This window comes from Pseudomonas sp. W4I3 (genome assembly GCF_030816195.1).
Classification (GTDB): Bacteria; Pseudomonadota; Gammaproteobacteria; order Pseudomonadales; family Pseudomonadaceae; genus Aquipseudomonas.
In genome coordinates this window covers 5505456-5528644 of the sequence record NZ_JAUSXS010000001.1, presented here as the reverse complement: position 1 = coordinate 5528644, position 23189 = coordinate 5505456, and the positions used below count along the sequence as shown (strand labels likewise).

Sequence of the window (23189 nt, the reverse complement as noted above, 5' to 3'; positions counted from 1 at the left end):
TCTAGAGTCGCAGTTCAGCGGAATAATCATGACGGCGCAGCTCTGCGACGAAGTCGTAGTAGTCGTTGCGGCAGTAGGTGTCGGTGATTTCAATCGGCGTGTTGTCGGCGGTGTAGCCCACGCGGGTCATCAGCAGCATGGCGGTGCCGGGGGCGATGCCCACCAGTTTGGCGAACTCGTCCGAAGCGTTGATCGCCTGGATATGCTGCAGCGCCCGCACGATAGGCTTGCCGATGCCTTCCAGGTATTCGTACAGCGAATTGCCGATGGCTTGTGGATGGGGCAGCACTGAGGCCGGCAGGGTGGTCATTTCAATCGCCATCACGGTGTCATCGGCTTTGCGCAAACGCTTGAGGCGCGCCACTTTGTCGGTAGGCGACAGGCCCAGGCGGATCAGCTCTTCGTGGGTGGGCGGGGTGATGTCGCGCTCCAGCCACTGGGAGCTGGGCACAAAGCCCTTGAGCCGGAGCATTTCGCTGAACCCCGAAAGGCGTGACAGCGGTTGCTCCAGGCGCGGTGTGATAAAGGTGCCGGAGCCCTGGCTGCGGCGAATCAGGCCTTGGGCAAGCAACACTTCCAGCGCTTTACGGGCGGTGACTCGCGAGATGCTCAGCTGTTCGCTGAGGGCGCGTTCCGAGGGCAGGGCCTGTTCGGATTTCCACTGGCCGGCATGGATCGCTGCTTCCAGGCTGCGAGCCAGTTGCAGGTACAACGGCGTGGATTGCTTGTCGTCAGGGCGCAAGGCCAGGATGGGGTTCATTTGTCAGGTTTCCGATGCGTTATTGGAGTGTTGTCGCCCGGTAATGGCCGAAAATTAATACCACTTAGATACCATGTCAATGCTACCAAAACGGTGCGCGCCACGGTTTACGGGCACCTTAAGGGTGCCCGGTATCAAGTGGTATTAGAGAGGTCTTGGTCAGGTGCGCAAGTGCTCAGCGTGTGCCGTGAACTGGTATTCGCCGGTCAGCGCTGCTCGGGGCAGGAAATATTTTCGAATTATTTTACGAGCGGTCGAGTATCAGGGCCGAATCTCGATCAGGGTGCCGTCCTTGACCAGGCCCCAGACCTCACGCATGTCCACATTGCGCATGCCGATGCAGCCGTCGGTCCAGTCCAGGGTGTGGAACCACTGTTCCGGGTAGTCCTCGGTGTCCGGGGTGCCGTGGATCATGATCATGCTGCCCGGTTTCACCCCTTCGCGGCGGGCGCGGGCGGCGTCGCTGATATTGGGGTAGGAAATGTGCATGGCCAGGTTGAAACGCTCGCTGGTCTTGCGCCAGTCGATCCAGTAAAGGCCTTCAGGGGTGCGGCGGTCGCCCTCGATCAGCTTGTGGCCCTTGGGGTTCTTACCCAGGGAAATGCGATAGGTCTTGAGCGGCTTGCCGTCGTTGATCAGTTGCAACTGGTGGGCGGATTTAAGCACCAGGACTTTTTCGACGGGTTTGCCGCCGAGTGTTTCCACCGTGGAGGCCGAGGACAGGGCAGCGAACGACAGGCAGATAAGAGCAAGCAACCAACGCATTGAAACGATTTCCCTTTGGCGACGATTGGCCGGCTTGTTATTGGGCGGGCTTGGACAGCGGTGGCACGGACTCGCTGCGCACCGGGAACAGCTGTTGCCGACGATCGGCAAAGAAGCATTCTAAGGTACGCCCGACCGTGCGGAAAGCCAGCTCGGACCAAGGGATATCGGCTTCAGCGAACAGCTTCACTTCCAGGCTCTCGATGCCGGCGGCGAAGTCCAGGTCGACCAGCTCGGCGCGATAGAAGATGTGCACCTGGCTGATGTGCGGCACGTTGATCAGGGTGTAGATGCTCAGGTTGCGCACGCGGGCGCAGGCTTCTTCCAGCGTCTCGCGCATGGCGGCCTGTTCCACGGTTTCGCCGTTTTCCATAAAGCCTGCGGGCAGGGTCCAGTAACCCAGGCGCGGTTCGATCGCGCGGCGGCAGAGCAGCACCTTGTCGCCCCACACGGGTACGGTACCCGCGACGATATTGGGGTTCTGATAGTGAATGGTCGAGCAGTGGTCGCAGACGTAGCGCAGACGTGCGTCGCCTTCGGGAATGCGTTGGGTAACCGGTTTACCGCACTGGCTGCAGAAGTTCATGCTGGGGTTCCTGGAGAGTGGGCCTATCTTGGCGTGGCGGGCAAGGCCCTGCAAGTTGTCGTTTAGCGACATGCCAGCGGTTTTGGGCTTGGGCGCCTGCCCGCTTTGGTGCATGATGCAAGGTAGCCAACAGACCGAGATGACTCATGCTGGACGAGCTACTTCGCCGGGTAAGCAATCACACCCCCCACACTCTTGAGACTGACGGGCGTTTCCCCGAGGCCGCGGTGCTGGTGCCGATTACCCGCAGTGACGAACCCGAGCTGATCCTGACCCTGCGCGCCAGCGGCCTGTCGACCCACGGTGGCGAAGTGGCCTTCCCCGGCGGGCGCCGCGACCCCGAAGACCCGGACCTGATCTTCACCGCCCTGCGCGAAGCCGAGGAAGAAATCGGCCTGCCGCCGGGGCTGGTCGAAGTGATCGGGCCGTTGAGCCCGTTGATCTCCCTGCATGGCATTCGCGTAACGCCGTACGTCGGCGTGATCCCGGATTATGTCGAATACCTGGCCAACGACGCCGAAATTGCCGCTGTCTTCAGCGTCCCGCTGGATTTCTTCCGCCAGGACCCCCGCGAGCACACCCACCGCATCGACTACCAGGGCCGCAGTTGGTATGTGCCAAGCTACAGGTTCGGCGAATACAAGATCTGGGGCCTGACGGCAATCATGATCGTCGAGCTGATCAACCTGCTCTATGACGATGCCCAGATCAGCCTGCACCAGCCACCCAAGAGCTTCATCAATATCTAAGCCATCGTTTGAATGGCGAGCCGTGAGGGAAAACCATGAAATACCGCCTGGGCGATGCCAGCGTCGAGACCCATCCACACAGCTGGGTGGCACCCAATGCCACGCTGGTGGGCAAGGTCAAGCTGGAGGAGGGCGCAAACGTATGGTTCAACGCGGTGTTGCGTGGCGACAACGAGCTGATCCTGATCGGCAAGAACAGCAACGTGCAGGACGGCAGCGTGATGCACACCGACATGGGCTACCCACTGACCCTCGGCACCGGCGTGACCATCGGTCATAACGCCATGCTGCACGGCTGCACCGTCGATGACTACAGCCTGATCGGCATCAACGCGGTGATCCTCAATGGCGCCAAGATCGGCAAGCATTGCATCATCGGCGCCAACTCGCTGATCGGCGAAGGCAAGGAAATTCCCGATGGCTCGCTGGTGATGGGCTCGCCGGGCAAGGTGGTGCGCGAGCTGACCGAAGCGCAGAAGCGCATGCTCGAAGCCAGCGCCGCGCACTATGTGCATAACGCGCAGCGGTACGCGCGGGACCTGATTGAGCAGGCAGAATGAGCGCGGTTGAACGCCCCGTCGCCTCGCCGTGCGTGAGCATTTGCGCGCTGGATGATGAGGATATCTGCACTGGATGCCAGCGCACCGTGGAAGAGATTACGCGCTGGAGCCGCATGGACAACGCCGAACGTCGGGTGGTATTGGGGTTGTGTCATGAGCGGGCAAAGGCGAGTGGCTTGGTGTGGATGATGCCTCTGTAGGAGCGAGCTTGCTCGCGAAAAACGCAAGAACACCGCGTATAGTCAGGCTTCCCGCGTAATCGTTGACGTTTTTCGCGAGCAAGCTCGCTCCTACAGGTTCTATCGCCCCATGCTCTTCCTGATCGCCTACATCAGCAGCGTCGTGCTGATCAACTTCGCTTTTTCCACCGCCCCACACCTGGACGTCATCTGGTCCGCCTGGGGCGGCCTGGTGTTTATCCTGCGCGACATGGTGCAAACCCGCTTCGGCCACGGCGCGATCATTGCCATGCTGGCGGCGCTGGTGCTGTCCTATATCACCTCCGATCCGTCCATCGCCCTGGCCAGCGCCACGGCCTTTGCGGTGTCCGAATGCATCGACTGGCTGGTGTTCAGCATTACCCGGCGCCCGTTGCACGATCGCCTGTGGATAAGTTCGGCGCTGAGCATTCCCCTCGATACCTTTATCTTCTTCGGCCTGATCGGTGCGCTGACGCCGGCCGTGGCGGGCACTGCGCTGGTGTCGAAGTTCGCCGGTGTCACCGTGGTGTGGCTGGTCATGGCCTGGCGCATCCGCCGGCGCACCGTCGCCAACTGAGGCCAATTTTTGCAGTTCATGTAAAATGCCGGCCTTTCTCCCCCTGATCCGCTCCCCTGAGGACCTGAGATGACCCGAATCGGAACTCCATTGTCGCCAACCGCGACCCGCGTTTTGCTGTGTGGCTGCGGTGAGCTGGGCAAGGAAGTGGTAATCGAACTGCAACGCCTGGGCGTTGAAGTGATTGCCGTGGATCGCTACGCCAACGCGCCGGCCATGCAGGTTGCGCACCGCAGCCATGTGATCAACATGCTCGATGGCGCTGCGTTGCGCGCCGTGATCGAGGCGGAGAAGCCGCACTTCATCGTGCCGGAAATCGAAGCCATCGCCACGGCGACCCTGGTCGAGCTGGAAGCCGAAGGCTTCACCGTGATCCCGACCGCGCGCGCCACCTCGCTGACCATGAACCGTGAAGGCATCCGCCGCCTGGCCGCCGAAGAGCTGGACCTGCCGACCTCGCCGTACCACTTCGCCGACACCTTCGAAGACTACAGCAAGGCCGTGCAGGACCTGGGCTTCCCCTGTGTGGTCAAGCCGGTGATGAGTTCCTCGGGCAAGGGCCAGAGCCTGCTGCGCAGCGCCGACGACGTCCAGAAAGCCTGGGATTACGCCCAGGAAGGCGGGCGCGCCGGCAAGGGGCGTGTGATCATCGAAGGCTTTATCGACTTCGACTACGAAATCACCCTGCTGACCGTGCGCCACATCGGCGGCACCACCTTCTGCGCGCCGGTCGGCCACCGTCAGGAGAAGGGCGACTACCAGGAGTCCTGGCAGCCCCAGGCCATGAGCCCGATTGCTCTGGCTGAGTCCGAGCGGGTTGCCAAGGCCGTGACCGAAGCCCTGGGTGGCCGTGGTCTGTTTGGCGTGGAACTGTTCATCAAGGGTGATCAAGTGTGGTTCAGCGAAGTGTCGCCGCGCCCGCACGACACCGGCCTGGTAACCCTGATTTCCCAGGACTTGTCGCAGTTCGCCCTTCACGCGCGCGCCATCCTCGGCCTGCCGATTCCATTGATCCGTCAGTTCGGGCCGTCGGCCTCGGCGGTGATTCTGGTGGAAGGGCAGTCGACCCAGACGGCGTTCGCCAACCTGGGCGCCGCGTTGAGCGAGCCGGACACGGCGTTGCGTCTGTTTGGCAAGCCAGAAGTGAATGGTCAGCGCCGCATGGGCGTGGCGTTGGCGCGAGATGAGTCGATTGAAGCGGCTCGGGCCAAGGCTATTCGTGCTTCTCAAGCGGTTGTTGTAGAGCTGTAATACAGAACCTGTAGGAGCGAGCTTGCTCGCGAAGGTATTTCAGGCGCATCGCTGCGTCGGATGTACCTTTTTCGCGAGCAAGCTCGCTCCTACAGGCGATAGCGGTGTATCAGGCGACCTTGTTCAAGTCGTTATCCCGCGTTTCTTTCAGGCACAGCACAGCAATCAGGCTGAGCAACGCCGCCGCCGACACATACCCACCGACATAACTCAGCCCGCCCATCGCCACCAGCTTGGTCGCGAAGAACGGTGCCGCCGACGCTCCCACAATGCCGCCCAGGTTATACGCCGCCGAAGCGCCGGTATAACGCACGCGGGTCGGGAACAGTTCCGGCAGCAGCGCACCCATCGGCGCGAAGGTCACGCCCATCAGGAACAACTCCAGCGCCAGGAACAGCGCCACGGCCCAGGTTGAGCCGTGGGTCAGCAGCGGCTCCATGGTAAAGCCCGACAGAATCGCCAGGACCGCGCCGACAATCAGCACCGGCTTGCGCCCGTAGCGGTCGCTGGCCAGCGCCGCCAGCGGCGTCGCCAGGCCCATGAACAGCACCGCGAAGCACAACAGGCCGAGGAAGGTTTCACGGCTGTAGCCGAGGGTCGACACGCCGTAGCTCAGGGAAAACGCCGTGGTGATATAGAACAGCGCATAGCACACCACCATCGACGCTGCGCCCAGCAGCACCGGCAGCCAATGTTGGCTGAACAGCTCCACCAGCGGCACCTTCACCGGTTTTTCGTGGGCCACGGCATTGGCGAATACTGGCGTCTCGTGCAGCTTGAGCCGTGCATACAAGCCCACCATTACCAGCACCGCGCTGAGGATGAACGGGATGCGCCAGCCCCAGCTGCGGAACTGCTCGTCGTTCAGGCTCATGGCCAGGATCAGGAACAAGCCGTTGGCCGCCAGGAACCCAATCGAGGGGCCCAATTGCGGGAACATGCCGAACCAGGCGCGCTTGCCTTTGGGGGCGTTCTCGGTGGCCAGCAATGCCGCGCCGCCCCATTCCCCGCCCAGCCCCAGGCCCTGGCCGAAGCGCAATACACACAACAGAATCGGTGCCCAGGCGCCAATGCTGTCGTAGCCGGGCAGCAAGCCGATCAGCGTGGTACACACGCCCATCAGCAGCAGGGAGGCCACCAGCGTCGACTTGCGGCCGATGCGGTCGCCAAAGTGGCCGAACAGTGCCGAACCCAGCGGGCGTGCTATGAAGGCGATGCCGAACGTCAGGAACGACGCCAGCATCTGCGCAGTGCCGGACGTCTGCGGGAAGAACACCGGGCCGATGACCAGTGCCGCAGCCGTGGCGTAGATATAGAAATCGTAGAACTCGATGGCGGTGCCGACGATGCTCGCGGTCGCCACGCGGGCCGTCGAGTTGGTCGGGGCGGCGGTTGCGGCCTCGTTATACGTGGTGCTCATGGAGGTATCCCTGACGGTCATTGCGCGTTTGGACGCGGATTATTATTGGTCGAACACCCATGGATCAGGGTTGTGCGCGGGGCGGCTCGGGATGGGAGCAAACACCGGTCGGACATGGTGAAGCGGTGCCTGGACACGCTGAGTGCGGGTAGCACGCGGTCGGGCGGGGCTTGGGTAAGCCGTCCCGATTATAGGAAGGGGTGTGGAAATACAACAAGTAGCTGGAGCGCCGCAATTCCAAATGTGGGAGGGGTGGTGTTCAGGAAGTCAGATGGCGACAGGCACGTAGCTGGTATGCCAGATCAGTACCTTGCTCACCCGGTTGTCCTCGGTCTCGAGGATTTCCAGGCGGTAGCGCCCGATTTTCAGGCAGACCGCGCAGTCCGGGATGGTCTCCAGGGCTTCGGTCACCAGGCCATTGAGGGTCTTGGGACCGTCGCTGGGCAGGTGCCAGCCCAGGCTCTTGTTCAGCTCGCGGATCGAGGCTGCGCCGTCAATGATGTAGCGGCCGTCGGGTTGGGCTTCGATGTGCGGGTTATCCACAGCCTGCTCGCTTTCGAATTCGCCGACGATTTCTTCCAGGATGTCTTCCAGGGTAACGATGCCCAGCACTTCGCCGTACTCGTCCACCACCATGCCCAGGCGCCGCTGCTGTTTGTGAAAATTCAGCAGTTGCAGCTGCAAAGGCGTGCTTTCCGGCACGAAGTAGGGGTCGTGACAGGCGGCCAGCAGCGCTTCCTTGGTCAGGCTGGCATCGGGCAGCAGATGCTGGATCTGCCGCGTATTGAGCACCGCTTCGACCTGGTTGATATCGCTGTGGAACACCGGCAGCCGCGTGCGCTGGGAGGTGCGCAGTTGCTCGACGATGTCTTCGATCGGGTCATCCAGGTTGATGCCGTCCACTTCGCTGCGCGGCACCAGGATGTCGTTGACGGTGATGTTGTCCAGGGCATGGATGCCAGGCATGCCGAGGCTATGCTCTTCGTCGGCGTCATGGTGCGGTTCGTCGTCGTGGTCGGACAACGGCTCGTCGCTCTTTTTCACTACGCCGGGCTTGCGTGCGAACGGGCGCAGCAACATCAGGCTGATGCCATTGAGTAACCAGGCCGCGGGGTAGAGAATTTTCAGCGGTACGCCCAGCAGGGCATTGCCAAAGCCCAGTATTGCGTGCGGATAGCGAGTCGCCAGGGCGCGGGGGAGGTAGTCGGCGAGAATCAGCAGCAGCGCGCAGGAGATCAGCCAGCCGAGCCATGGCCCGTTTTGCGCCCAGGCATAAATCGCCAACAGCGTGCACAGGATGACAACGGCTGCGCGACACAGGCTGTTGCACAGGATCAGGCTGTGGCGCGGGAAGCTCAGGCGTGCGGCAGCCTTGTCGCCCTGGCGTGTGCCGGGGCGCAGGGCCAGCAGGTGTTGTTGTGCGGCTTCGATGGCCGTAAACAGCGCTGCCCATAAAATCAGCAGGGCAATTACGGCGAGCATCGGCCCAAGGGGCAAGTTGTCCATGATCGCCGCCAGTCAGATATGCAGGATGTATTCGCGGACCAGCTTGCTGCCGAAATAGGCCAGCATCAGCAGGCAGAAACCGGCCAGGGTCCAGCGGATGGCCTTGTGTCCACGCCAGCCGAGGCGGTTGCGGCCCCACAGCAATACGCTGAACACCACCCAGGCCAGGCAGGCCAGCAGCGTTTTATGCACCAGATGCTGGGCGAACAGGTTCTCGACGAACAGCCAGCCGGAAATCAGCGACAGCGACAACAAGGTCCAGCCTGCCCATAAAAAGCCGAACAACAGGCTCTCCATGGTTTGCAGCGGCGGGAAGTTCTTGATCAGCCCGGACGGGTGCTTGTGCTTGAGCTGGTGGTCTTGCAACAGCACCAGCAGCGATTGGAATACCGCGATGGTGAACATGCCGTAGGCAAGGATCGACAGCAGGATATGCGCGAGGATGCCCGGTTCTTCATCGATCACCTGCACGGTGCCGGTGGGCGCGAATTGCGCCAGCAGCACCGTGAGCATCCCCAGCGGGAATAGCAGGACAAGCAGGTTCTCGACCGGAATCCGGTAGCACGCCAGCAGTGTCAGCGCGATCACGGCGGCGGCGATCAGGCTGGCGGCGCTGAAAAAATCCAGGCCCAGGCCGACCGGGGTCATCAAATGAGTAAACAGGCTGGCGGCATGGGCCAGCAGGGCGAGCACGCCAAGGCCTGTCAGCAGACGTTTGTCCGCTTTGGCGCCTTGGGCCAGACGAGTGCCCTGATAGAGGGTCGCAGCGGCATACAAAATGGCGGCGGCGAGACTGGGTAGCAAACTGGGTGACAAAGGGAGCATAAATCCTGAGAGACAAGCCCGAAAGGCGCTGAGTTTGGCACACACCCGCGCCGCACGAAAGACTCCCGGGCCAGACAGCGGGTGTGCACGGGCGCAGTCTTCGCTATAATCCGCGACCTGCCCACGCCGCAGGCTCGCCGAGCGCTGTTTTTAATAGCGATTTACCACAGCCTGGGCTGCCATTACCTCGGTCTACCAATGCATTTCGTTGAATAGGGCCTGAAAGGATCGCGCATGTTTGAAAACTTGACTGACCGTCTCTCGCAGACGCTGCGCCACGTAACCGGCAAGGCCAAGCTGACCGAGGACAATATTAAAGACACCCTGCGTGAAGTGCGCATGGCGTTGCTGGAAGCCGACGTGGCTTTGCCGGTGGTGAAGGACTTCGTCAATTCGGTCAAGGAGCGTGCGGTCGGCACTGAAGTGTCGCGCAGCCTGACCCCGGGCCAGGCGTTCGTGAAGATCGTCCAGGCCGAGCTCGAAAGCCTGATGGGCGCGGCCAACGAAGACCTGAACCTGAGCGCCGTGCCGCCGGCCGTCGTGCTGATGGCCGGCCTGCAAGGTGCGGGTAAGACCACCACCGCGGGCAAGCTGGCGCGCTTCCTTAAAGAGCGCAAGAAGAAGTCGGTGATGGTGGTCTCGGCCGACGTTTACCGCCCGGCCGCTATCAAGCAGCTGGAAATGCTCGCCGGCGAAGTAGGCGTGACCTTCTTCCCGTCGGACCTGAGCCAGAAGCCGGTCGATATCGCCAACGCGGCTATTAAAGAAGCCAAGCTGAAATTCATCGACGTGGTCATCGTCGATACCGCCGGTCGCCTGCACATCGATGAAGAGATGATGGGCGAGATCAAGGCGCTGCATGCCGCGATCAACCCGGTAGAGACGCTGTTCGTGGTCGACGCCATGACCGGCCAGGACGCGGCGAATACCGCCAAGGCCTTCGGTGATGCGCTGCCGTTGACCGGCGTGATCCTGACCAAGGTCGACGGCGACGCCCGTGGCGGTGCCGCGCTGTCGGTGCGTGCCATCACCGGCAAGCCGATCAAGTTCATCGGTATGGGCGAGAAGAGCGAAGCGCTCGAGCCGTTCCACCCGGAGCGTATCGCCTCGCGCATCCTCGGCATGGGCGACGTGCTCAGCCTGATCGAGCAGGCCGAAGCCACGCTCGATAAAGACAAGGCCGACAAGCTGGCCAAAAAGCTGAAGAAGGGCAAGGGCTTCGACCTCGAAGACTTCCGTGACCAGCTGCAGCAGATGAAGAACATGGGTGGCCTCGGCGGCCTGATGGACAAACTGCCGAACATCGGCGGCGTGAACCTGGCGCAAATGGGCAACGCTCAGGGCGCGGCAGAGAAGCAGTTCAAGCAGATGGAAGCCATCATCAACTCCATGACCCCGGCCGAGCGCCGCGACCCTGAGCTGATCAGCGGTTCGCGCAAGCGCCGGATCGCCATGGGTTCCGGCACCCAGGTGCAGGACATCGGTCGCTTGATCAAGCAGCACAAGCAGATGCAGAAGATGATGAAGAAATTCTCCGCCAAGGGCGGTATGGCCAAGATGATGCGCGGCATGGGCGGTATGTTGCCCGGCGGCGGCATGCCGAAAATGTAAAGTATTCGAGCGCAAGCCCAGCTTGCGCTCCGACCCACAGGGATGTGGGATCTCCAGCAAACCCGCCGTTGGCGGGCGCTGACCTGCCGTTTTAACCGACGGCTCTATAGCAGATCTGAATGGCACGCTGATAGGCGCCAGAAAAAGACATTTGCAAAAGTCCGGATATTCCTTAGAATATGCGGCCTTTCGGGCACCTATGCCCGCTGTGCATTTAGATTTGCAGCACCGACTACAGGAACGATGTTCACATGCTAACAATCCGTCTTGCCCTTGGCGGCTCCAAAAAGCGCCCGTTTTACCACTTGACCGTAACTGACAGCCGCAACCCACGTGACGGCTCTCACAAGGAACAAGTTGGCTTCTTCAACCCGATCGCTCGTGGTCAAGAAGTCCGCCTGTCCGTGAACCAAGAGCGCGTAGCCTACTGGCTGAGCGTTGGTGCACAGCCTTCTGAGCGTGTTGCCAAGTTGTTGAAGGACTCGGCTAAGGCCGCAGCCTGAGCAATATGAACGCGACGCCAACTGTTGCTGATGATTTGATCGTTATCGGCAAGATTTATTCTGTTCATGGCGTTCGCGGCGAAGTGAAGGTGTATTCCTTTACTGATCCGACTGAAAACCTGTTGCAGTACAAAACCTGGACGCTCAAGCGCGAAGGTAGTGTGAAACAGGTGGAGCTGGTCAGTGGACGCGGGAGCGACAAGTTCCTGGTCGCAAAGCTCAAGGGTCTTGATGATCGTGAAGAAGCTCGTCTTCTGGCTGGTTATGAGATCTGCGTGCCGCGCAACCTGTTCCCTGAATTGACCGACGGCGAGTACTACTGGTACCAGCTGGAAGGTCTGAAGGTTATTGATCAACTGGGGCAATTGCTCGGGAAAATCGATCATCTTCTGGAAACCGGCGCCAATGATGTAATGGTGGTCAAGCCTTGCGCTGGCAGCCTGGATGATCGCGAACGCCTGTTGCCCTATACCGGGCAGTGCGTGTTGGCCGTCGACCTGGCAGCGGGCGAGATGAAGGTGGAATGGGACGCGGACTTCTAAGCGTGGCTAATTTGCGCATTGAAGTGATCAGTTTGTTTCCCGAGATGTTTTCCGCCATCAGCGAGTACGGCATCACCAGTCGGGCGGTGAAACAGGGGCTGTTGCAGCTCACCTGTTGGAACCCGCGAGACTACACGACGGATCGACATCACACTGTGGACGATCGCCCATTTGGCGGTGGCCCGGGCATGGTGATGAAGATCAAGCCCCTGGAAGACGCGTTGGTTGAGGCCAAGGCAGCCGCCGGGGAGAAGGCGAAGGTAATTTACCTGTCCCCTCAAGGCCGTCAGCTGAAACAGGCTGCGGTACGTGAACTGGCGAATGAGGAAGCACTGATCCTGATTGCCGGTCGCTATGAAGGCATTGACGAGCGTTTTATAGAAGCTCATGTCGATGAAGAGTGGTCGATTGGGGACTATGTCCTGTCTGGCGGCGAGCTGCCGGCGATGGTCCTGATAGATGCGGTTACACGACTGCTGCCTGGAGCTTTAGGGCATGCGGACTCTGCGGAGGAAGATTCCTTCACGGATGGTTTGCTGGATTGCCCGCACTACACCCGTCCGGAGGTGTATGCGGATCAGCGTGTTCCCGACGTATTGCTAAGTGGCAATCACGCACACATCCGGCGTTGGCGTTTACAGCAGTCCCTTGGTCGGACCTATGAACGACGCGCCGATCTTCTGGAAAGCCGCTCGCTTTCTGGAGAAGAGAAGAAGCTGCTCGAGGAATACATCCTCGCGCGGGACGATAGTTAACAACGTATCGATGGTAGGTCCATTGACTTACCTTAGGAGCACAGCATGACTAACAAAATCATCCTTGCACTCGAAGCAGAGCAGATGACCAAAGAGATCCCTACCTTTGCCCCGGGCGACACCATTGTCGTTCAGGTGAAAGTGAAGGAAGGCGACCGTTCGCGTCTGCAAGCGTTCGAAGGCGTGGTAATCGCCAAGCGTAACCGTGGTGTGAACAGTGCTTTCACTGTTCGTAAAATCTCCAACGGTGTTGGCGTAGAGCGTACTTTCCAGACCTACAGCCCGCAAATCGACAGCATGGCTGTGAAACGTCGCGGTGACGTACGCAAAGCCAAGCTGTACTACCTGCGTGACCTGTCCGGTAAAGCAGCTCGCATCAAGGAAAAACTGGCTTAAGTCCAGCTTCCCGATGCAGAAAAAAGCAGCCTACGGGCTGCTTTTTTGTGCCTGAAATTTGCCCAATGCCCGGTATTTGTCCATGACCACCCGCCTCGAAGAAATCCAGCGCCGCACCGACTTGTCCGTGACTCACGTGACCAAGGCCGTGTTCCCGCCGACCACCAACCACCACAACACCTTGTTCGGCGGCACAGCGCTGGCGTGGATGGACGAAGTGTCGTTCATCACCGCCACGCGCTTCTGCCGATTGCCGCTCGTGACGGTCTCCACCGACCGCATCGATTTCAATCATGCGATCCCGGCCGGTTCCATCGTTGAGCTGATCGGCCGTGTGATCAAAGTCGGCAACACCAGCCTCAAGGTGGAAGTCGAAGTGTATGTGGAAAGCATGAGCGCCGATGGCCGTGAGCGGGCGATCCAGGGCGTGTTCAGCTTTGTCGCAATTGATGCCGACAAGCGCCCGGTGCCGGTGCTGCCTGGGTTTGTCGATTGATCTGAAACCGAGTCGTGGCCATCGCAGGCAAACCAGCTCCCACATTGGCGTGCATTGCCCCTGTAGGAGCTGGCTTGCCTGCGATAGCATCCATCGCACACCACCTTCATTCGCCTGAGCCCTCATGCCCGCCATTGACCACCCCCTGATCGACCGCTTCCTTGACGCCCTCTGGTTGGAAAAGGGCCTGTCGGATAACACCCGCCAGGCCTATCGCAGCGACTTGGCGCTGTTCAATGGTTGGTTGCAGGAAAAAAACCTCGAGCTGATCAATGCTGGTCGGGAGCTGATCCTCGATCACCTGGCCTGGCGCCTGGAGCAGAGCTACAAACCGCGTTCCACGGCGCGCTTTCTCTCCGGCGTGCGTGGCTTTTATCGCCACCTGCTGCGGGAAAAACTCATCGCAGTCGACCCCACTCTGCAAATCGACATGCCACAGCTGGGGCGGCCATTGCCCAAATCCCTGTCGGAAGCCGACGTGGATGCCTTGCTCGCCGCTCCGGATCTCAGCGAAGCCATCGGCCAGCGCGACCGCGCCATGCTGGAAGTGCTCTATGCCTGCGGATTGCGAGTGACCGAGTTGATCAGCCTGACCCTGGAGCAGGTCAACCTGCGTCAGGGCGTGTTGCGGGTGATGGGCAAGGGCAGCAAGGAGCGCCTGGTGCCGATGGGGGAAGAGGCGATTGTGTGGGTCGAGCGTTACATGCGTGATGCGCGCCACGAACTGCTTGGTGGCCGCCCCAGCGATGTGCTGTTTCCCAGCCTGCGCGGTGAGCAGATGACCCGGCAGACCTTCTGGCACCGCATCAAGCACCAGGCCAAGGTGGCCGGGATCGGCAAGACGCTGTCGCCTCACACCCTGCGCCATGCATTTGCCACGCACTTGCTCAACCACGGCGCGGATTTGCGTGTGGTGCAGATGTTGCTCGGGCACAGTGACTTGTCCACCACACAGATTTACACCCACGTGGCACGGGCGCGCTTGCAGGATATGCACGCCAAGCACCACCCGCGCGGCTGAAAAATCCCAATTTACCCGGCTACGGGCTGCCCTGCGGCCCAACTGTGGTAGGCTTTGCCGGTTCAAAGGCGACGGTCACACTCCCAATTTCCAATCGGCGTACCTGCACCCGTCCCTGTATCTGCCTTCAGGAGTTCCCATGCGCTTGACCCAGATTATTGCCGCCGCAGCCATTGCGTTGGTTTCCACCTTTGCCGTCGCCGATGATGCGGCCGAGCAGGCCATTCGCAAGAGCCTGGTCAACCTGCAGCTCGACACGCCGATCGAAAGCATCAGCGCCAGCCCGATGGCCGGCCTGTATGAAGTCAAGCTCAAGGGCAGCCGCGTGCTGTACGCAAGCGCCGACGGCCAGTACATCGTTCAGGGCTACCTGTTCCAGTTGAAGGACGGCAAGCCGGTCAACCTGACCGAGAAAGCCGAACGCCTGGGCGTGTCCAAGCTGATCAATGGTATTCCGGTGGCTGAAACCGTGGTGTACCCGGCCATCGGCGAAACCAAGACCCACATCACGGTGTTCACCGACACCACCTGCCCGTACTGCCACAAGCTGCACGCCGAAGTGCCCGCGCTGAACAAGCTGGGCGTGGAAGTACGCTACGTGGCGTTCCCGCGCCAGGGCCTGGGCTCGCCGGGTGACGAGCAGTTGCAGGCAGTATGGTGCTCGGCCGACAAGAAAGCGGCCATGGACAAGATGGTCGACGGCAAGGAAATCAAGGCGGCCAAATGTGCCAACCCGGTTTCCAAGCAGTTCGCCCTGGGCCAGTCCATCGGCGTTAACGGTACACCGGCCATCGTTTTGGCCGACGGCCAGGTGATTCCGGGCTACCAGCCGGCGCCACAAGTTGCCAAACTGGCACTGGGTGCCAAGTAAGCATTAATCGTCGAGCCTTTGACGAGCATGATCCGCCGAACCGTCGGCGGGTCATTAATTGAGAGCCGCCGTTGTGCGGCTGTGTTCCACGGCCGACCTTGAGTCGGCCGTTTCATGGGGAGTTCTTCAGTGAAACCGGTCAAAGTAGGCATCTGTGGGTTAGGGACCGTCGGTGGCGGCACCTTTAACGTACTTCAGCGTAACGCTGAAGAAATTTCCCGCCGTGCAGGGCGCGAAATTGAAGTGGCGCAAATTGCCACGCGTTCGCCAAAGCCTCAGTTCGAAACGACCGGTATTGCGATTACCAACGATGTGTTCGCCGTGGCCACCAACCCTGAAATCGATATTGTTATCGAGCTGGTAGGCGGCTACACCGTGGCCCGTGAGCTGGTGCTCATGGCCATCGAGAACGGCAAGCATGTGGTCACCGCCAACAAGGCGCTGATCGCCGTGCACGGCAACGAGATCTTCGCCAAGGCGCGTGAGAAGGGCGTGATCGTGGCGTTCGAAGCGGCGGTGGCCGGCGGCATTCCGGTGATCAAGGCGATTCGTGAAGGCCTGTCCGCCAACCGCATCAATTGGGTGGCCGGCATCATCAACGGCACCGGTAACTTCATTCTCACCGAAATGCGCGAAAAGGGCCGTACCTTCGAAGACGTGCTGGCCGAAGCCCAGGCCCTGGGTTATGCCGAAGCCGACCCGACCTTCGACGTGGAAGGCATCGACGCAGCTCACAAGCTGACCATTCTGGCGTCCATCGCCTTTGGTATCCCGCTGCAGTTCGACAAGGCCTACACCGAAGGCATCACCAAGCTGACCACCGCCGACGTGAACTACGCTGAAGCCCTTGGCTACCGCATCAAGCACCTCGGCGTGGCGCGCAGCACCCCGGCCGGTATCGAGCTGCGCGTGCACCCGACGCTGATCCCGGCCGACCGCCTGATCGCCAACGTCAATGGCGTGATGAACGCGGTGATGGTCAACGGTGACGCCGCCGGTTCCACCCTGTTCTACGGCGCCGGTGCCGGCATGGAGCCGACCGCTTCTTCGGTGATCGCCGACCTGGTGGACGTGGTGCGTGCCATGACCAGCGACCCGGAAAACCGCGTGCCGCACCTGGCCTTCCAGCCGGACTCGTTGTCGGCCCATCCGATCCTGCCGATCGAGGCCTGCGAAAGCGCCTACTACCTGCGCATCCAGGCCCAGGATCATCCGGGCGTGTTGGCCCAGGTGGCCAGCATCCTGTCGGAGCGCGGAATCAACATCGAGTCGATCATGCAGAAGGAAGTCGAGGAGCAGAACGGCCAGGTGCCGATGATCCTGCTGACCCACCGCGTGCTCGAGCAGCATATCAACGATGCGATCGCCGCCCTGGAAGCCCTGCAGGGCGTAGTGGGCCCGGTCGTTCGCATTCGCGTCGAACATTTGAATTAATCCAGCTGCAAGCGCCAAGCTACAAGCTTCAAGTGGAAGCAGATCTGCTTTAACTTGAAGCTTGTCACTTGAAGCTTGAAGCCCAAACCGAAGGTTTGCCCCTATGCGCTACATCAGCACCCGCGGCCAGGCACCGGCCCTGAATTTCGAAGACGTTCTGCTGGCAGGCCTTGCCACCGACGGCGGCCTGTACGTGCCGGAAAACCTGCCACGCTTCACCCAGGAAGAAATCGCTTCCTGGGCCGGCCTGCCGTACCACGAGCTGGCGTTCCGGGTGATGCGCCCGTTCGTCACCGGCAGTATTCCGGACGCGGACTTCAAAAAGATCCTGGAAGAAACCTACGGCGTGTTCTCCCACAGCGCCATTGCCCCGCTGCGCCAGCTGAACGGCAACGAGTGGGTGCTTGAGCTGTTCCACGGCCCGACCCTGGCGTTCAAGGATTTTGCCCTGCAACTGCTCGGCCGCCTGCTGGACTACGTGCTGGAGAAACGCGGCGAGCGCGTGGTAATCATCGGCGCTACGTCCGGCGATACCGGCTCGGCGGCCATCGAAGGGTGCAAGCACTGCGAAAACGTCGACATCTTCATCCTGCACCCGCACAAGCGCGTGTCGGAAGTGCAGCGTCGCCAGATGACCACCCTGTTCGGTGAGAACATCCACAACATCGCCATCGAAGGCAACTTCGATGACTGCCAGGAAATGGTCAAGAACAGCTTCGCCGACCAGAGCTTCCTCAAGGGCACGCGCCTGGTGGCGGTGAACTCGATCAACTGGGCGCGGATCATGGCCCAGATCGTCTACTACTTCCACGCCTCCCTGCAGTTGGGCGGCCCGGCGCGTTCGGTGTCGTTCTCGGTGCCGACCGGCAACTTCGGCGACATCTTCGCCGGCTACCTGGCACGCAACATGGGCCTGCCGATCAACCAGTTGATCGTCGCGACCAACCGCAACGACATCCTGCACCGCTTCATGAGTGGCAACCAGTACGTCAAGGAAACCCTGCACGCCACGCTGTCGCCGTCGATGGACATCATGGTCTCGTCGAACTTCGAACGCCTGTTGTTCGACATGCACGGTCGCAACGGCGCGGCGCTGGCCGAACTGATGAACAGCTTCAAGCAAGGGGGCAGTTTCAGCGTCGAACAAGAGCGCTGGACCGAGACCCGCAAGCTGTTCGACTCCCTGGCGGTGGACGATGCACAGACGTGCGAAACCATTGCCGAGGTCTATGCCCAGACCGGTGAGCTGCTCGACCCGCACACCGCCATTGGTGTGAAGGCCGCCCGCGAGTGCCGTCGCAGCCTGGATATCCCGATGGTGATCCTGGGCACGGCGCACCCGGTCAAATTCCCGGAAGCGGTGGAAAAGGCCGGTGTGGGCAAGGCCCTGCAACTGCCGGAGCACCTGGCTGATCTGTTCGAGCGCGAAGAGCGCTGCACGGTGTTGGCCAACGATCTGAAGACGGTGCAGGCGTTTGTCAGCCAGCACGGCAATCGGGGCAAGCCGCTGTAAGGCACACCCGCGTAGACAAAAACGCCGCTTTCCCTTCCCTGGGTCAGCGGCGTTTTTTGTTGCTGGCAGGCCCGGCAGTCATATTGTTTATGTGAGCAGCTTATGCGCCAGCGCCATTACCGTACCAACAGCCGTAAAAAAGCCTATTGCGATGCCCACGGGGTACCAGAAGATCTCGCGGGTTATCTTGTGGACTTCAGCATTGAACGTGCGCTGTTCGGCATAAATGCGTGATATGTCCGCGTGAATTTTCTCGATCGATGCTTGTTGTTCATTGTGTTCCAACATCCTCTTCATCCTTCGCAATAAGGGCCATATGACATGCGCTCTACCCGCACGGCCGAGTGATCAGCGCTCACCGAGTATAGGATTCGCCCCCGGCCTGCGCGCTCGGCGAACCCCAAAACAGCAGCTCATTGCGTAAGCATTTATGTGCGGCCGTTTTTTCGTTGTCATGTTGCAGGCGCATGCTGGAATCCGTCACCCCCTGCGGCCCCACAGAGACGAAAAAGCGAACTTTCCTACGTCACAACCAGTCACTAGGAGAGATGCAGCACCCGTTGAAACGATTGTTCCCGAACTATTGAGTGGTGATCGAGATGGAAAGTATCAGCCTGTTGCTTGAAGAAGCACTGAGCCCTTATCTGGTTACGCTGACCACCTCTGGTGTGCAAGGCGAATGCATGGTGACCGTGAAAAACCCCGGTGGCGCCATCATGGTCGAGCGCGAAGTCAACCGCGCACAACTGAGCGACAAGCGCGCGCTGGTGGATGTGGTGGATTGCCTGCTGCGCGATTTGAAAATCGCCGAAGGTCGACTCGAGCCCTCGGTCTTCGCAGCCTTGCGAAACGCCGCCATGACACGAACCCCGGTATGCGCATGAAGAATTATTTATCCTTCGAAACTTCCTACAACACGGCCGGTCAGAGTTTGTAACAGCAAGAGCAAACATTGTGCTCCGGTGTTTGTGGCTTGTTGTACTGGTCTTTGTAGATCACGTTTAACCCCGAGTTGTCTCCCCACTCCTCGGGGTTTCTTTTTGCCTGGAATTTGGCGCAACACGCCCTCAGATCGCGCCGTCCGCACGCAAGCGGGTGATGGCTGCCGCGTCATACCCCAGGGCGCTGAGCACCACCGTGTTGTGCTCGCCCAACTGCGGCCCCACCCATTCACAACTGCCTGGCGTGTCCGACAGTTTGGGCACGATGCCCGGCATTTTAAAATCCTTGCCGCCCGGTAATTGGGCGCTGAGGAACATCTCCCTGGCCAGGAATTGCGGATCGCCCAGCATGTCTTCGGCACTGTAGATGCGGCTGGCGGGCACTTGGGCCGCGTTCAGTTGCGCCATGGCCTGCTCCAGGGGCAAGCCGTTGACCCAGCGGTCGATCACCCCGTACAGCTCGTCGCGGCGGCTGTCACGCCCATCATTGCTGGCCAGCGCCGGGTCGTTTGCCAGATCAACGCGGCCGATGGCGGCCATGAAGCGCTTGAAGATCGCATCGCCGTTGGCGCCGATCTGCACGTGTTTGCCGTCTGCGCTGGTGTGAATCGAGGAGGGGGTAATACCGGGCATGATGTTGCCGGTACGTTCGCGAATAAAACCGAACACGTCGAACTCGGGGATCATGCTTTCCATCATGGCGAAGATGGCTTCGTACAGCGCCACATCCACCACCTGGCCCAGGCCACCGTTGACCTCGCGATGACGCAGCGCCATCAGCGCGCCGATCACCGCCCACAACGCCGCATCGAGTCGCCGATGGAAATCCCGGTGCGCACGGGCGGGCGGTCTTCGAAGCCGGTGATGTAGCGCAAGCCGCCCATGGACTCACCCACCGCGCCAAAGCCCGGCTGGTCTTTCATCGGCCCGGTCTGGCCGAAGCCCGAGAGGCGCACCATCACCAGCCGGGGGTTGAGTGCGTGCAGGGTTTCCCAGCTCAGGCCGAGCTTTTCCAGCACGCCGGGGCGGAAGTTTTCGATCAGGATGTCGGCGTCGGCCAATAACTGCTTGAGGATCGCAAGGCCCTCGGGGTGCTTGAGGTTGAGGGTCAGCGACTGCTTGTTCCGCGCCTGCACGAACCACCACAGCGAGGTGCCTTCGTACAGCTTGCGCCATTTGCGCAGCGGGTCGCCGCCATCCGGGGATTCGACCTTGATCACCTCGGCGCCGAACTCCGCGCAGATCCGCGAGGCAAACGGGCCGGCGATCAACGTGCCGAGTTCGATGACTTTCAGGCCTGCAAGCGGTTTGGCGTTGAGCGACATGGGGATCCTTACACGCGTGGGACAGTAGTGTCTTGCCTTTTAACACAGGCCACCGTCCCAGGGATAAGGGGGGATGCCGCGCAGTATTCGTTCAATGGCCTCGCCATCGGTTAGACTGGCCGCCTTTCCTTGTCTTTAGAAGCCCGTTCATGGCCCAGCCGTCCACGACCTACAAATTCGAACTCAACCTCACCGACCTCGACCGTTCGGTGTACGAGAGCGTTAAACAGACCATCGCCCGCCACCCTTCGGAAACCGAAGAACGCATGACCGTGCGCCTGCTGGCCTACGCCCTCTGGTACAACGAGCAATTGGCGTTCGGCCGTGGCTTGTCGGACGTCGACGAGCCGGCCTTGTGGGAAAAGAGCCTGGATGATCGGGTGTTGCACTGGATCGAAGTCGGCCAGCCGGATGCAGACCGCCTGACCTGGTGCTCGCGCCGTACCGAACGCACCAGCCTGCTGGCCTATGGCAGCCTGCGCGTGTGGGAAGGCAAGGTCGTGCCGGTGGCCAATAACCTGAAAAACGTCCACATCGCTGCTGTGCCTCAGGAAATCCTCGAGACCCTGGCCAAGGACATGCCTCGCGTGATCAAGTGGGATGTGATGATCAGCGAAGGCACGATTTTCGTCACCGACGACCGTGGCCAGCACGAAGTGCAACTGCAATGGCTGGTGGGCGGACGTGATTGAATCTGTGGGAGGGGGCTTGCTCCCGATAGCTGAGTGTCAGCCAATGATGGTGTGACTGGCTCACCGCTATCGGGAGCAAGCCCCCTCCCACATTTGATCTTCATAGCGTTTTGAATTGTCGTTCAACCGTTGTATCAGTGAGAAGTTATCCCCACCGTATGCGTATCGATCCCCGTCCCTTGCCCGCCGTCCTGCCATTTCTCGGTGAATTGCCGCCGCTGCTGACCCGTCTCTACGCCGCACGCGGGGTGCAATCGCAAGCGGAGCTGGACAAGAGCCTGGCGCGGTTGATTCCCTACCAGCAGCTCAAGGGCATTGATGCCGCCGTCGACCTGCTGGTGACGGCGCTGGAGCAGCGTCAGCGTATCCTGATCGTCGGTGACTTCGATGCCGACGGCGCCACTGCCAGCACCGTCGGTACTCTGGGCCTGCGTTTGCTCGGTGCGGCCCATGTCGATTACCTGGTGCCCAACCGTTTCGAATACGGCTACGGCCTGACGCCGGAGATCGTTGCGGTGGCGCTGCAGCGCGAGCCGCAGTTGCTGATCACCGTGGACAACGGTATCTCCAGCGTCGAGGGCGTGGCCGCGGCAAAGGCGGCGGGGCTGAAGGTATTGGTGACCGATCATCACTTGCCGGGCGATGAACTGCCGGCGGCGGATGCGATCGTCAATCCGAACCAGCCAGGCTGTGCGTTCCCCAGCAAGGCGTTGGCCGGCGTGGGCGTGATCTTCTACGTATTGATGGCCCTGCGCGCGCGCTTGCGCAGCCTGGGCTGGTACGACAGCAACCCGCAGCCGAACATTGGCGAGCTGCTCGACCTGGTGGCCCTGGGCAGCGTTGCCGATGTGGTGCCGCTGGACGCCAACAACCGCATCCTGGTGCATCAGGGGCTGGAACGTATCCGCGCCGGCCGTGCGCGTCCGGGGATCAAGGCGATCCTGGAAGTGGCCAAGCGTGACCACGCCCGCATCACCTCCACCGACCTTGGCTTCATCCTCGGCCCACGGCTCAATGCCGCCGGGCGCCTGGACGATATGAGCCTGGGCATCGAATGCTTGCTCACCTCGGACATCGGCGCGGCGCGGGAAATGGCCGCGCAATTGGACGGCATGAACCAGGACCGAAAGTCCATCGAACAAGGCATGCAGCGCGAGGCCCTGGCGCAACTCAAGGATTTGCCGGTGGAGTCGATGCCGTTCGGCTTGTGCCTGTTCGACCCGGAGTGGCACCAAGGGGTGATCGGGATCCTGGCGTCGCGCATGAAAGAGCGCTATTTCCGTCCCACCATCGCGTTTGCCGATGCCGGTGACGGCCTGCTCAAGGGCTCCGGGCGTTCGGTACAAGGCTTTCACATCCGTGACGCGCTGGCGGTGGTCGCCACCCAGCACCCCAACCTGATCGCCAAGTACGGTGGGCACGCGATGGCGGCGGGCCTGACGCTGCCCGAAGCGAATTTCCCCTTGTTCGCCCAAGCCTTCGACGCCGAAGTGCGTCGGCAACTGCGCGAGGAAGACCTCACCGGTCGACTGCTCACCGACGGCACTCTGGCGGTGGAAGAATTTCACCTGGAACTGGCCCGCGCACTGCGCCATGCCGGCCCCTGGGGGCAGCACTTTCCCGAGCCGTTGTTTCACGGCGTGTTCCAGTTGGTGGAGCAGCGAGTGGTGGGTGAACGGCACCTGAAGGTGGTGCTCAAGAGCGAATGCGGGTCAGTGAAGCTCGATGGCATCGCGTTTGGCGTGGACCGTGAAATCTGGCCGAACCCGACGGTACGCTGGGTGGAATTGGCCTACAAGCTGGATGTGAACGAGTATCGCGGCAATGAAACGGTACAGCTGATGATTGCGCATATCGAACCGCGCTGATCATCAGCAATACCACAAACCA

At 60.9% G+C, this 23189-nt stretch carries 25 protein-coding genes and 1 pseudogene; 18 read left to right on the top strand and 8 right to left on the bottom strand.

Translation table 11 applies throughout. The features are described from left to right. Nucleotide 1: 1 nt before the first annotated feature. From QF045_RS25175 to QF045_RS25165, 3 genes are all read right to left on the bottom strand, one after another. The gene (locus tag QF045_RS25175) at nucleotides 2–760 is read right to left on the bottom strand and encodes a GntR family transcriptional regulator (RefSeq protein WP_306494491.1); all 759 of its coding nucleotides are present in this window, start codon (nucleotides 758–760) and stop codon (nucleotides 2–4) included. 261 nt (nucleotides 761–1021) lie between these two features. Then, nucleotides 1022–1525: a murein L,D-transpeptidase family protein gene (locus tag QF045_RS25170; RefSeq protein ID WP_306494490.1), complete on the bottom strand. Its 504-nt coding sequence runs from the start codon at nucleotides 1523–1525 to the stop codon at nucleotides 1022–1024. 37 nt (nucleotides 1526–1562) lie between these two features. Further along, a complete protein-coding gene (locus QF045_RS25165) occupies nucleotides 1563–2111 on the bottom strand; it encodes an NUDIX hydrolase (protein ID WP_306494489.1) in 549 nt (182 codons plus the stop codon). Between the two features lie 146 nt (nucleotides 2112–2257). Here QF045_RS25165 and QF045_RS25160 point away from each other — a divergent pair, with 146 nt between their 5' ends. The 5 genes from QF045_RS25160 to purT all read left to right on the top strand — a co-directional run bounded on the left by QF045_RS25160 (nucleotide 2258) and on the right by purT (nucleotide 5448). Next, nucleotides 2258–2860, top strand: coding sequence for a CoA pyrophosphatase (locus QF045_RS25160; protein ID WP_033898592.1), 603 nt, complete (start codon nucleotides 2258–2260; stop codon nucleotides 2858–2860). A 35-nt stretch (nucleotides 2861–2895) separates the two neighbouring features. Then, entirely contained in the window at nucleotides 2896–3420 is a 525-nt protein-coding gene (locus tag QF045_RS25155) for a gamma carbonic anhydrase family protein (RefSeq protein ID WP_306494488.1), read from the top strand. Then, nucleotides 3417–3620: a DUF1289 domain-containing protein gene (locus tag QF045_RS25150; RefSeq protein ID WP_306494487.1), complete on the top strand. Its 204-nt coding sequence runs from the start codon at nucleotides 3417–3419 to the stop codon at nucleotides 3618–3620. The genes QF045_RS25155 and QF045_RS25150 overlap by 4 nt, the downstream gene beginning before the upstream one ends. Before the next feature lie 109 nt (nucleotides 3621–3729). Next, on the top strand, nucleotides 3730–4197 hold the full coding sequence (locus tag QF045_RS25140) for a VUT family protein (protein ID WP_306494486.1): 468 nt from the start codon (nucleotides 3730–3732) through the stop codon (nucleotides 4195–4197). Between the two features lie 69 nt (nucleotides 4198–4266). Further along, complete coding sequence (gene purT / locus QF045_RS25135; RefSeq protein WP_306494485.1) at nucleotides 4267–5448, top strand: formate-dependent phosphoribosylglycinamide formyltransferase; 1182 nt, start codon at nucleotides 4267–4269, stop codon at nucleotides 5446–5448. A gap of 109 nt (nucleotides 5449–5557) precedes the next feature. Here the strand turns inward: purT and QF045_RS25130 are convergent, their stop codons facing one another. The 3 genes from QF045_RS25130 to QF045_RS25120 all read right to left on the bottom strand — a co-directional run bounded on the left by QF045_RS25130 (nucleotide 5558) and on the right by QF045_RS25120 (nucleotide 9199). After that, nucleotides 5558–6868 (bottom strand): MFS transporter, encoded by a 1311-nt coding sequence (locus QF045_RS25130; RefSeq protein WP_306494484.1) that lies wholly within the window; start codon nucleotides 6866–6868, stop codon nucleotides 5558–5560. A 267-nt stretch (nucleotides 6869–7135) separates the two neighbouring features. Beyond that, entirely contained in the window at nucleotides 7136–8374 is a 1239-nt protein-coding gene (locus QF045_RS25125) for a transporter associated domain-containing protein (protein WP_306494483.1), read from the bottom strand. A 12-nt stretch (nucleotides 8375–8386) separates the two neighbouring features. After that, nucleotides 8387–9199 (bottom strand): inner membrane protein YpjD, encoded by an 813-nt coding sequence (locus QF045_RS25120; RefSeq protein ID WP_124388063.1) that lies wholly within the window; start codon nucleotides 9197–9199, stop codon nucleotides 8387–8389. A 234-nt stretch (nucleotides 9200–9433) separates the two neighbouring features. On the opposite strand from QF045_RS25120, the gene ffh reads away from it, so the two are divergent. The 10 genes from ffh to thrC all read left to right on the top strand — a co-directional run bounded on the left by ffh (nucleotide 9434) and on the right by thrC (nucleotide 18341). Then, nucleotides 9434–10810: a signal recognition particle protein gene (ffh, locus tag QF045_RS25115; RefSeq protein WP_003193965.1), complete on the top strand. Its 1377-nt coding sequence runs from the start codon at nucleotides 9434–9436 to the stop codon at nucleotides 10808–10810. Nucleotides 10811–11061: 251 nt separating this feature from the next. Beyond that, nucleotides 11062–11313, top strand: coding sequence for a 30S ribosomal protein S16 (gene rpsP, locus QF045_RS25110; protein ID WP_003238923.1), 252 nt, complete (start codon nucleotides 11062–11064; stop codon nucleotides 11311–11313). A 5-nt stretch (nucleotides 11314–11318) separates the two neighbouring features. After that, nucleotides 11319–11855, top strand: a complete 537-nt coding sequence (gene rimM, locus QF045_RS25105) for a ribosome maturation factor RimM (RefSeq protein WP_057723919.1) — start codon at nucleotides 11319–11321, stop codon at nucleotides 11853–11855. Further along, the gene (trmD, locus tag QF045_RS25100) at nucleotides 11837–12610 is read left to right on the top strand and encodes a tRNA (guanosine(37)-N1)-methyltransferase TrmD (protein ID WP_177343966.1); all 774 of its coding nucleotides are present in this window, start codon (nucleotides 11837–11839) and stop codon (nucleotides 12608–12610) included. Before rimM ends, trmD begins: the two co-directional genes overlap by 19 nt. A gap of 45 nt (nucleotides 12611–12655) precedes the next feature. Beyond that, the gene (rplS, locus tag QF045_RS25095) at nucleotides 12656–13006 is read left to right on the top strand and encodes a 50S ribosomal protein L19 (RefSeq protein WP_003175895.1); all 351 of its coding nucleotides are present in this window, start codon (nucleotides 12656–12658) and stop codon (nucleotides 13004–13006) included. Nucleotides 13007–13088: 82 nt separating this feature from the next. Next, on the top strand, nucleotides 13089–13502 hold the full coding sequence (locus QF045_RS25090; RefSeq protein ID WP_306494482.1) for an acyl-CoA thioesterase: 414 nt from the start codon (nucleotides 13089–13091) through the stop codon (nucleotides 13500–13502). Nucleotides 13503–13626: 124 nt separating this feature from the next. Then, nucleotides 13627–14523 carry a site-specific tyrosine recombinase XerD gene (gene xerD, locus QF045_RS25085; protein ID WP_306494481.1) on the top strand — a complete coding sequence of 299 codons (897 nt, stop codon included), beginning with the start codon at nucleotides 13627–13629 and terminating at the stop codon, nucleotides 14521–14523. Nucleotides 14524–14662: 139 nt separating this feature from the next. Beyond that, nucleotides 14663–15394 carry a thioredoxin fold domain-containing protein gene (locus QF045_RS25080; protein ID WP_057723916.1) on the top strand — a complete coding sequence of 244 codons (732 nt, stop codon included), beginning with the start codon at nucleotides 14663–14665 and terminating at the stop codon, nucleotides 15392–15394. A gap of 129 nt (nucleotides 15395–15523) precedes the next feature. Continuing rightward, nucleotides 15524–16828, top strand: a complete 1305-nt coding sequence (locus QF045_RS25075) for a homoserine dehydrogenase (protein ID WP_306494480.1) — start codon at nucleotides 15524–15526, stop codon at nucleotides 16826–16828. Between the two features lie 103 nt (nucleotides 16829–16931). After that, nucleotides 16932–18341 (top strand): threonine synthase, encoded by a 1410-nt coding sequence (thrC, locus tag QF045_RS25070; RefSeq protein WP_306494479.1) that lies wholly within the window; start codon nucleotides 16932–16934, stop codon nucleotides 18339–18341. 87 nt (nucleotides 18342–18428) lie between these two features. Here the strand turns inward: thrC and QF045_RS25065 are convergent, their stop codons facing one another. Then, nucleotides 18429–18629: a hypothetical protein gene (locus QF045_RS25065; protein ID WP_306494478.1), complete on the bottom strand. Its 201-nt coding sequence runs from the start codon at nucleotides 18627–18629 to the stop codon at nucleotides 18429–18431. A gap of 311 nt (nucleotides 18630–18940) precedes the next feature. On the opposite strand from QF045_RS25065, the gene QF045_RS25060 reads away from it, so the two are divergent. Beyond that, nucleotides 18941–19225, top strand: a complete 285-nt coding sequence (locus tag QF045_RS25060) for a DUF3509 domain-containing protein (protein ID WP_306494477.1) — start codon at nucleotides 18941–18943, stop codon at nucleotides 19223–19225. 183 nt (nucleotides 19226–19408) lie between these two features. On the opposite strand, the pseudogene QF045_RS25055 reads toward QF045_RS25060, so the two are convergent. Beyond that, a pseudogene (locus QF045_RS25055) lies at nucleotides 19409–20607 on the bottom strand (CaiB/BaiF CoA transferase family protein). A gap of 149 nt (nucleotides 20608–20756) precedes the next feature. Here QF045_RS25055 and QF045_RS25050 point away from each other — a divergent pair. Both QF045_RS25050 and recJ read left to right on the top strand, forming a co-directional pair. After that, nucleotides 20757–21299: a YaeQ family protein gene (locus QF045_RS25050; RefSeq protein ID WP_306494476.1), complete on the top strand. Its 543-nt coding sequence runs from the start codon at nucleotides 20757–20759 to the stop codon at nucleotides 21297–21299. A 158-nt stretch (nucleotides 21300–21457) separates the two neighbouring features. Next, on the top strand, nucleotides 21458–23167 hold the full coding sequence (recJ, locus tag QF045_RS25045; RefSeq protein WP_306494475.1) for a single-stranded-DNA-specific exonuclease RecJ: 1710 nt from the start codon (nucleotides 21458–21460) through the stop codon (nucleotides 23165–23167). Nucleotides 23168–23189 lie beyond the last annotated feature (22 nt).

Coding starts and splice junctions, on each gene's coding strand:
- QF045_RS25175 (WP_306494491.1), bottom strand. CDS start 760: ATGAACCCCATCCTGGCCTTGCGCCCTGACGACAAGCAATCCACGCCG.
- QF045_RS25170 (WP_306494490.1), bottom strand. CDS start 1,525: ATGCGTTGGTTGCTTGCTCTTATCTGCCTGTCGTTCGCTGCCCTGTCC.
- QF045_RS25165 (WP_306494489.1), bottom strand. CDS start 2,111: ATGAACTTCTGCAGCCAGTGCGGTAAACCGGTTACCCAACGCATTCCC.
- QF045_RS25160 (WP_033898592.1), top strand. CDS start 2,258: ATGCTGGACGAGCTACTTCGCCGGGTAAGCAATCACACCCCCCACACT.
- QF045_RS25155 (WP_306494488.1), top strand. CDS start 2,896: ATGAAATACCGCCTGGGCGATGCCAGCGTCGAGACCCATCCACACAGC.
- QF045_RS25150 (WP_306494487.1), top strand. CDS start 3,417: ATGAGCGCGGTTGAACGCCCCGTCGCCTCGCCGTGCGTGAGCATTTGC.
- QF045_RS25140 (WP_306494486.1), top strand. CDS start 3,730: ATGCTCTTCCTGATCGCCTACATCAGCAGCGTCGTGCTGATCAACTTC.
- purT (WP_306494485.1), top strand. CDS start 4,267: ATGACCCGAATCGGAACTCCATTGTCGCCAACCGCGACCCGCGTTTTG.
- QF045_RS25130 (WP_306494484.1), bottom strand. CDS start 6,868: ATGAGCACCACGTATAACGAGGCCGCAACCGCCGCCCCGACCAACTCG.
- QF045_RS25125 (WP_306494483.1), bottom strand. CDS start 8,374: ATGGACAACTTGCCCCTTGGGCCGATGCTCGCCGTAATTGCCCTGCTG.
- QF045_RS25120 (WP_124388063.1), bottom strand. CDS start 9,199: ATGCTCCCTTTGTCACCCAGTTTGCTACCCAGTCTCGCCGCCGCCATT.
- ffh (WP_003193965.1), top strand. CDS start 9,434: ATGTTTGAAAACTTGACTGACCGTCTCTCGCAGACGCTGCGCCACGTA.
- rpsP (WP_003238923.1), top strand. CDS start 11,062: ATGCTAACAATCCGTCTTGCCCTTGGCGGCTCCAAAAAGCGCCCGTTT.
- rimM (WP_057723919.1), top strand. CDS start 11,319: ATGAACGCGACGCCAACTGTTGCTGATGATTTGATCGTTATCGGCAAG.
- trmD (WP_177343966.1), top strand. CDS start 11,837: ATGGGACGCGGACTTCTAAGCGTGGCTAATTTGCGCATTGAAGTGATC.
- rplS (WP_003175895.1), top strand. CDS start 12,656: ATGACTAACAAAATCATCCTTGCACTCGAAGCAGAGCAGATGACCAAA.
- QF045_RS25090 (WP_306494482.1), top strand. CDS start 13,089: ATGACCACCCGCCTCGAAGAAATCCAGCGCCGCACCGACTTGTCCGTG.
- xerD (WP_306494481.1), top strand. CDS start 13,627: ATGCCCGCCATTGACCACCCCCTGATCGACCGCTTCCTTGACGCCCTC.
- QF045_RS25080 (WP_057723916.1), top strand. CDS start 14,663: ATGCGCTTGACCCAGATTATTGCCGCCGCAGCCATTGCGTTGGTTTCC.
- thrC (WP_306494479.1), top strand. CDS start 16,932: ATGCGCTACATCAGCACCCGCGGCCAGGCACCGGCCCTGAATTTCGAA.
- QF045_RS25065 (WP_306494478.1), bottom strand. CDS start 18,629: ATGTTGGAACACAATGAACAACAAGCATCGATCGAGAAAATTCACGCG.
- QF045_RS25060 (WP_306494477.1), top strand. CDS start 18,941: ATGGAAAGTATCAGCCTGTTGCTTGAAGAAGCACTGAGCCCTTATCTG.
- QF045_RS25050 (WP_306494476.1), top strand. CDS start 20,757: ATGGCCCAGCCGTCCACGACCTACAAATTCGAACTCAACCTCACCGAC.
- recJ (WP_306494475.1), top strand. CDS start 21,458: ATGCGTATCGATCCCCGTCCCTTGCCCGCCGTCCTGCCATTTCTCGGT.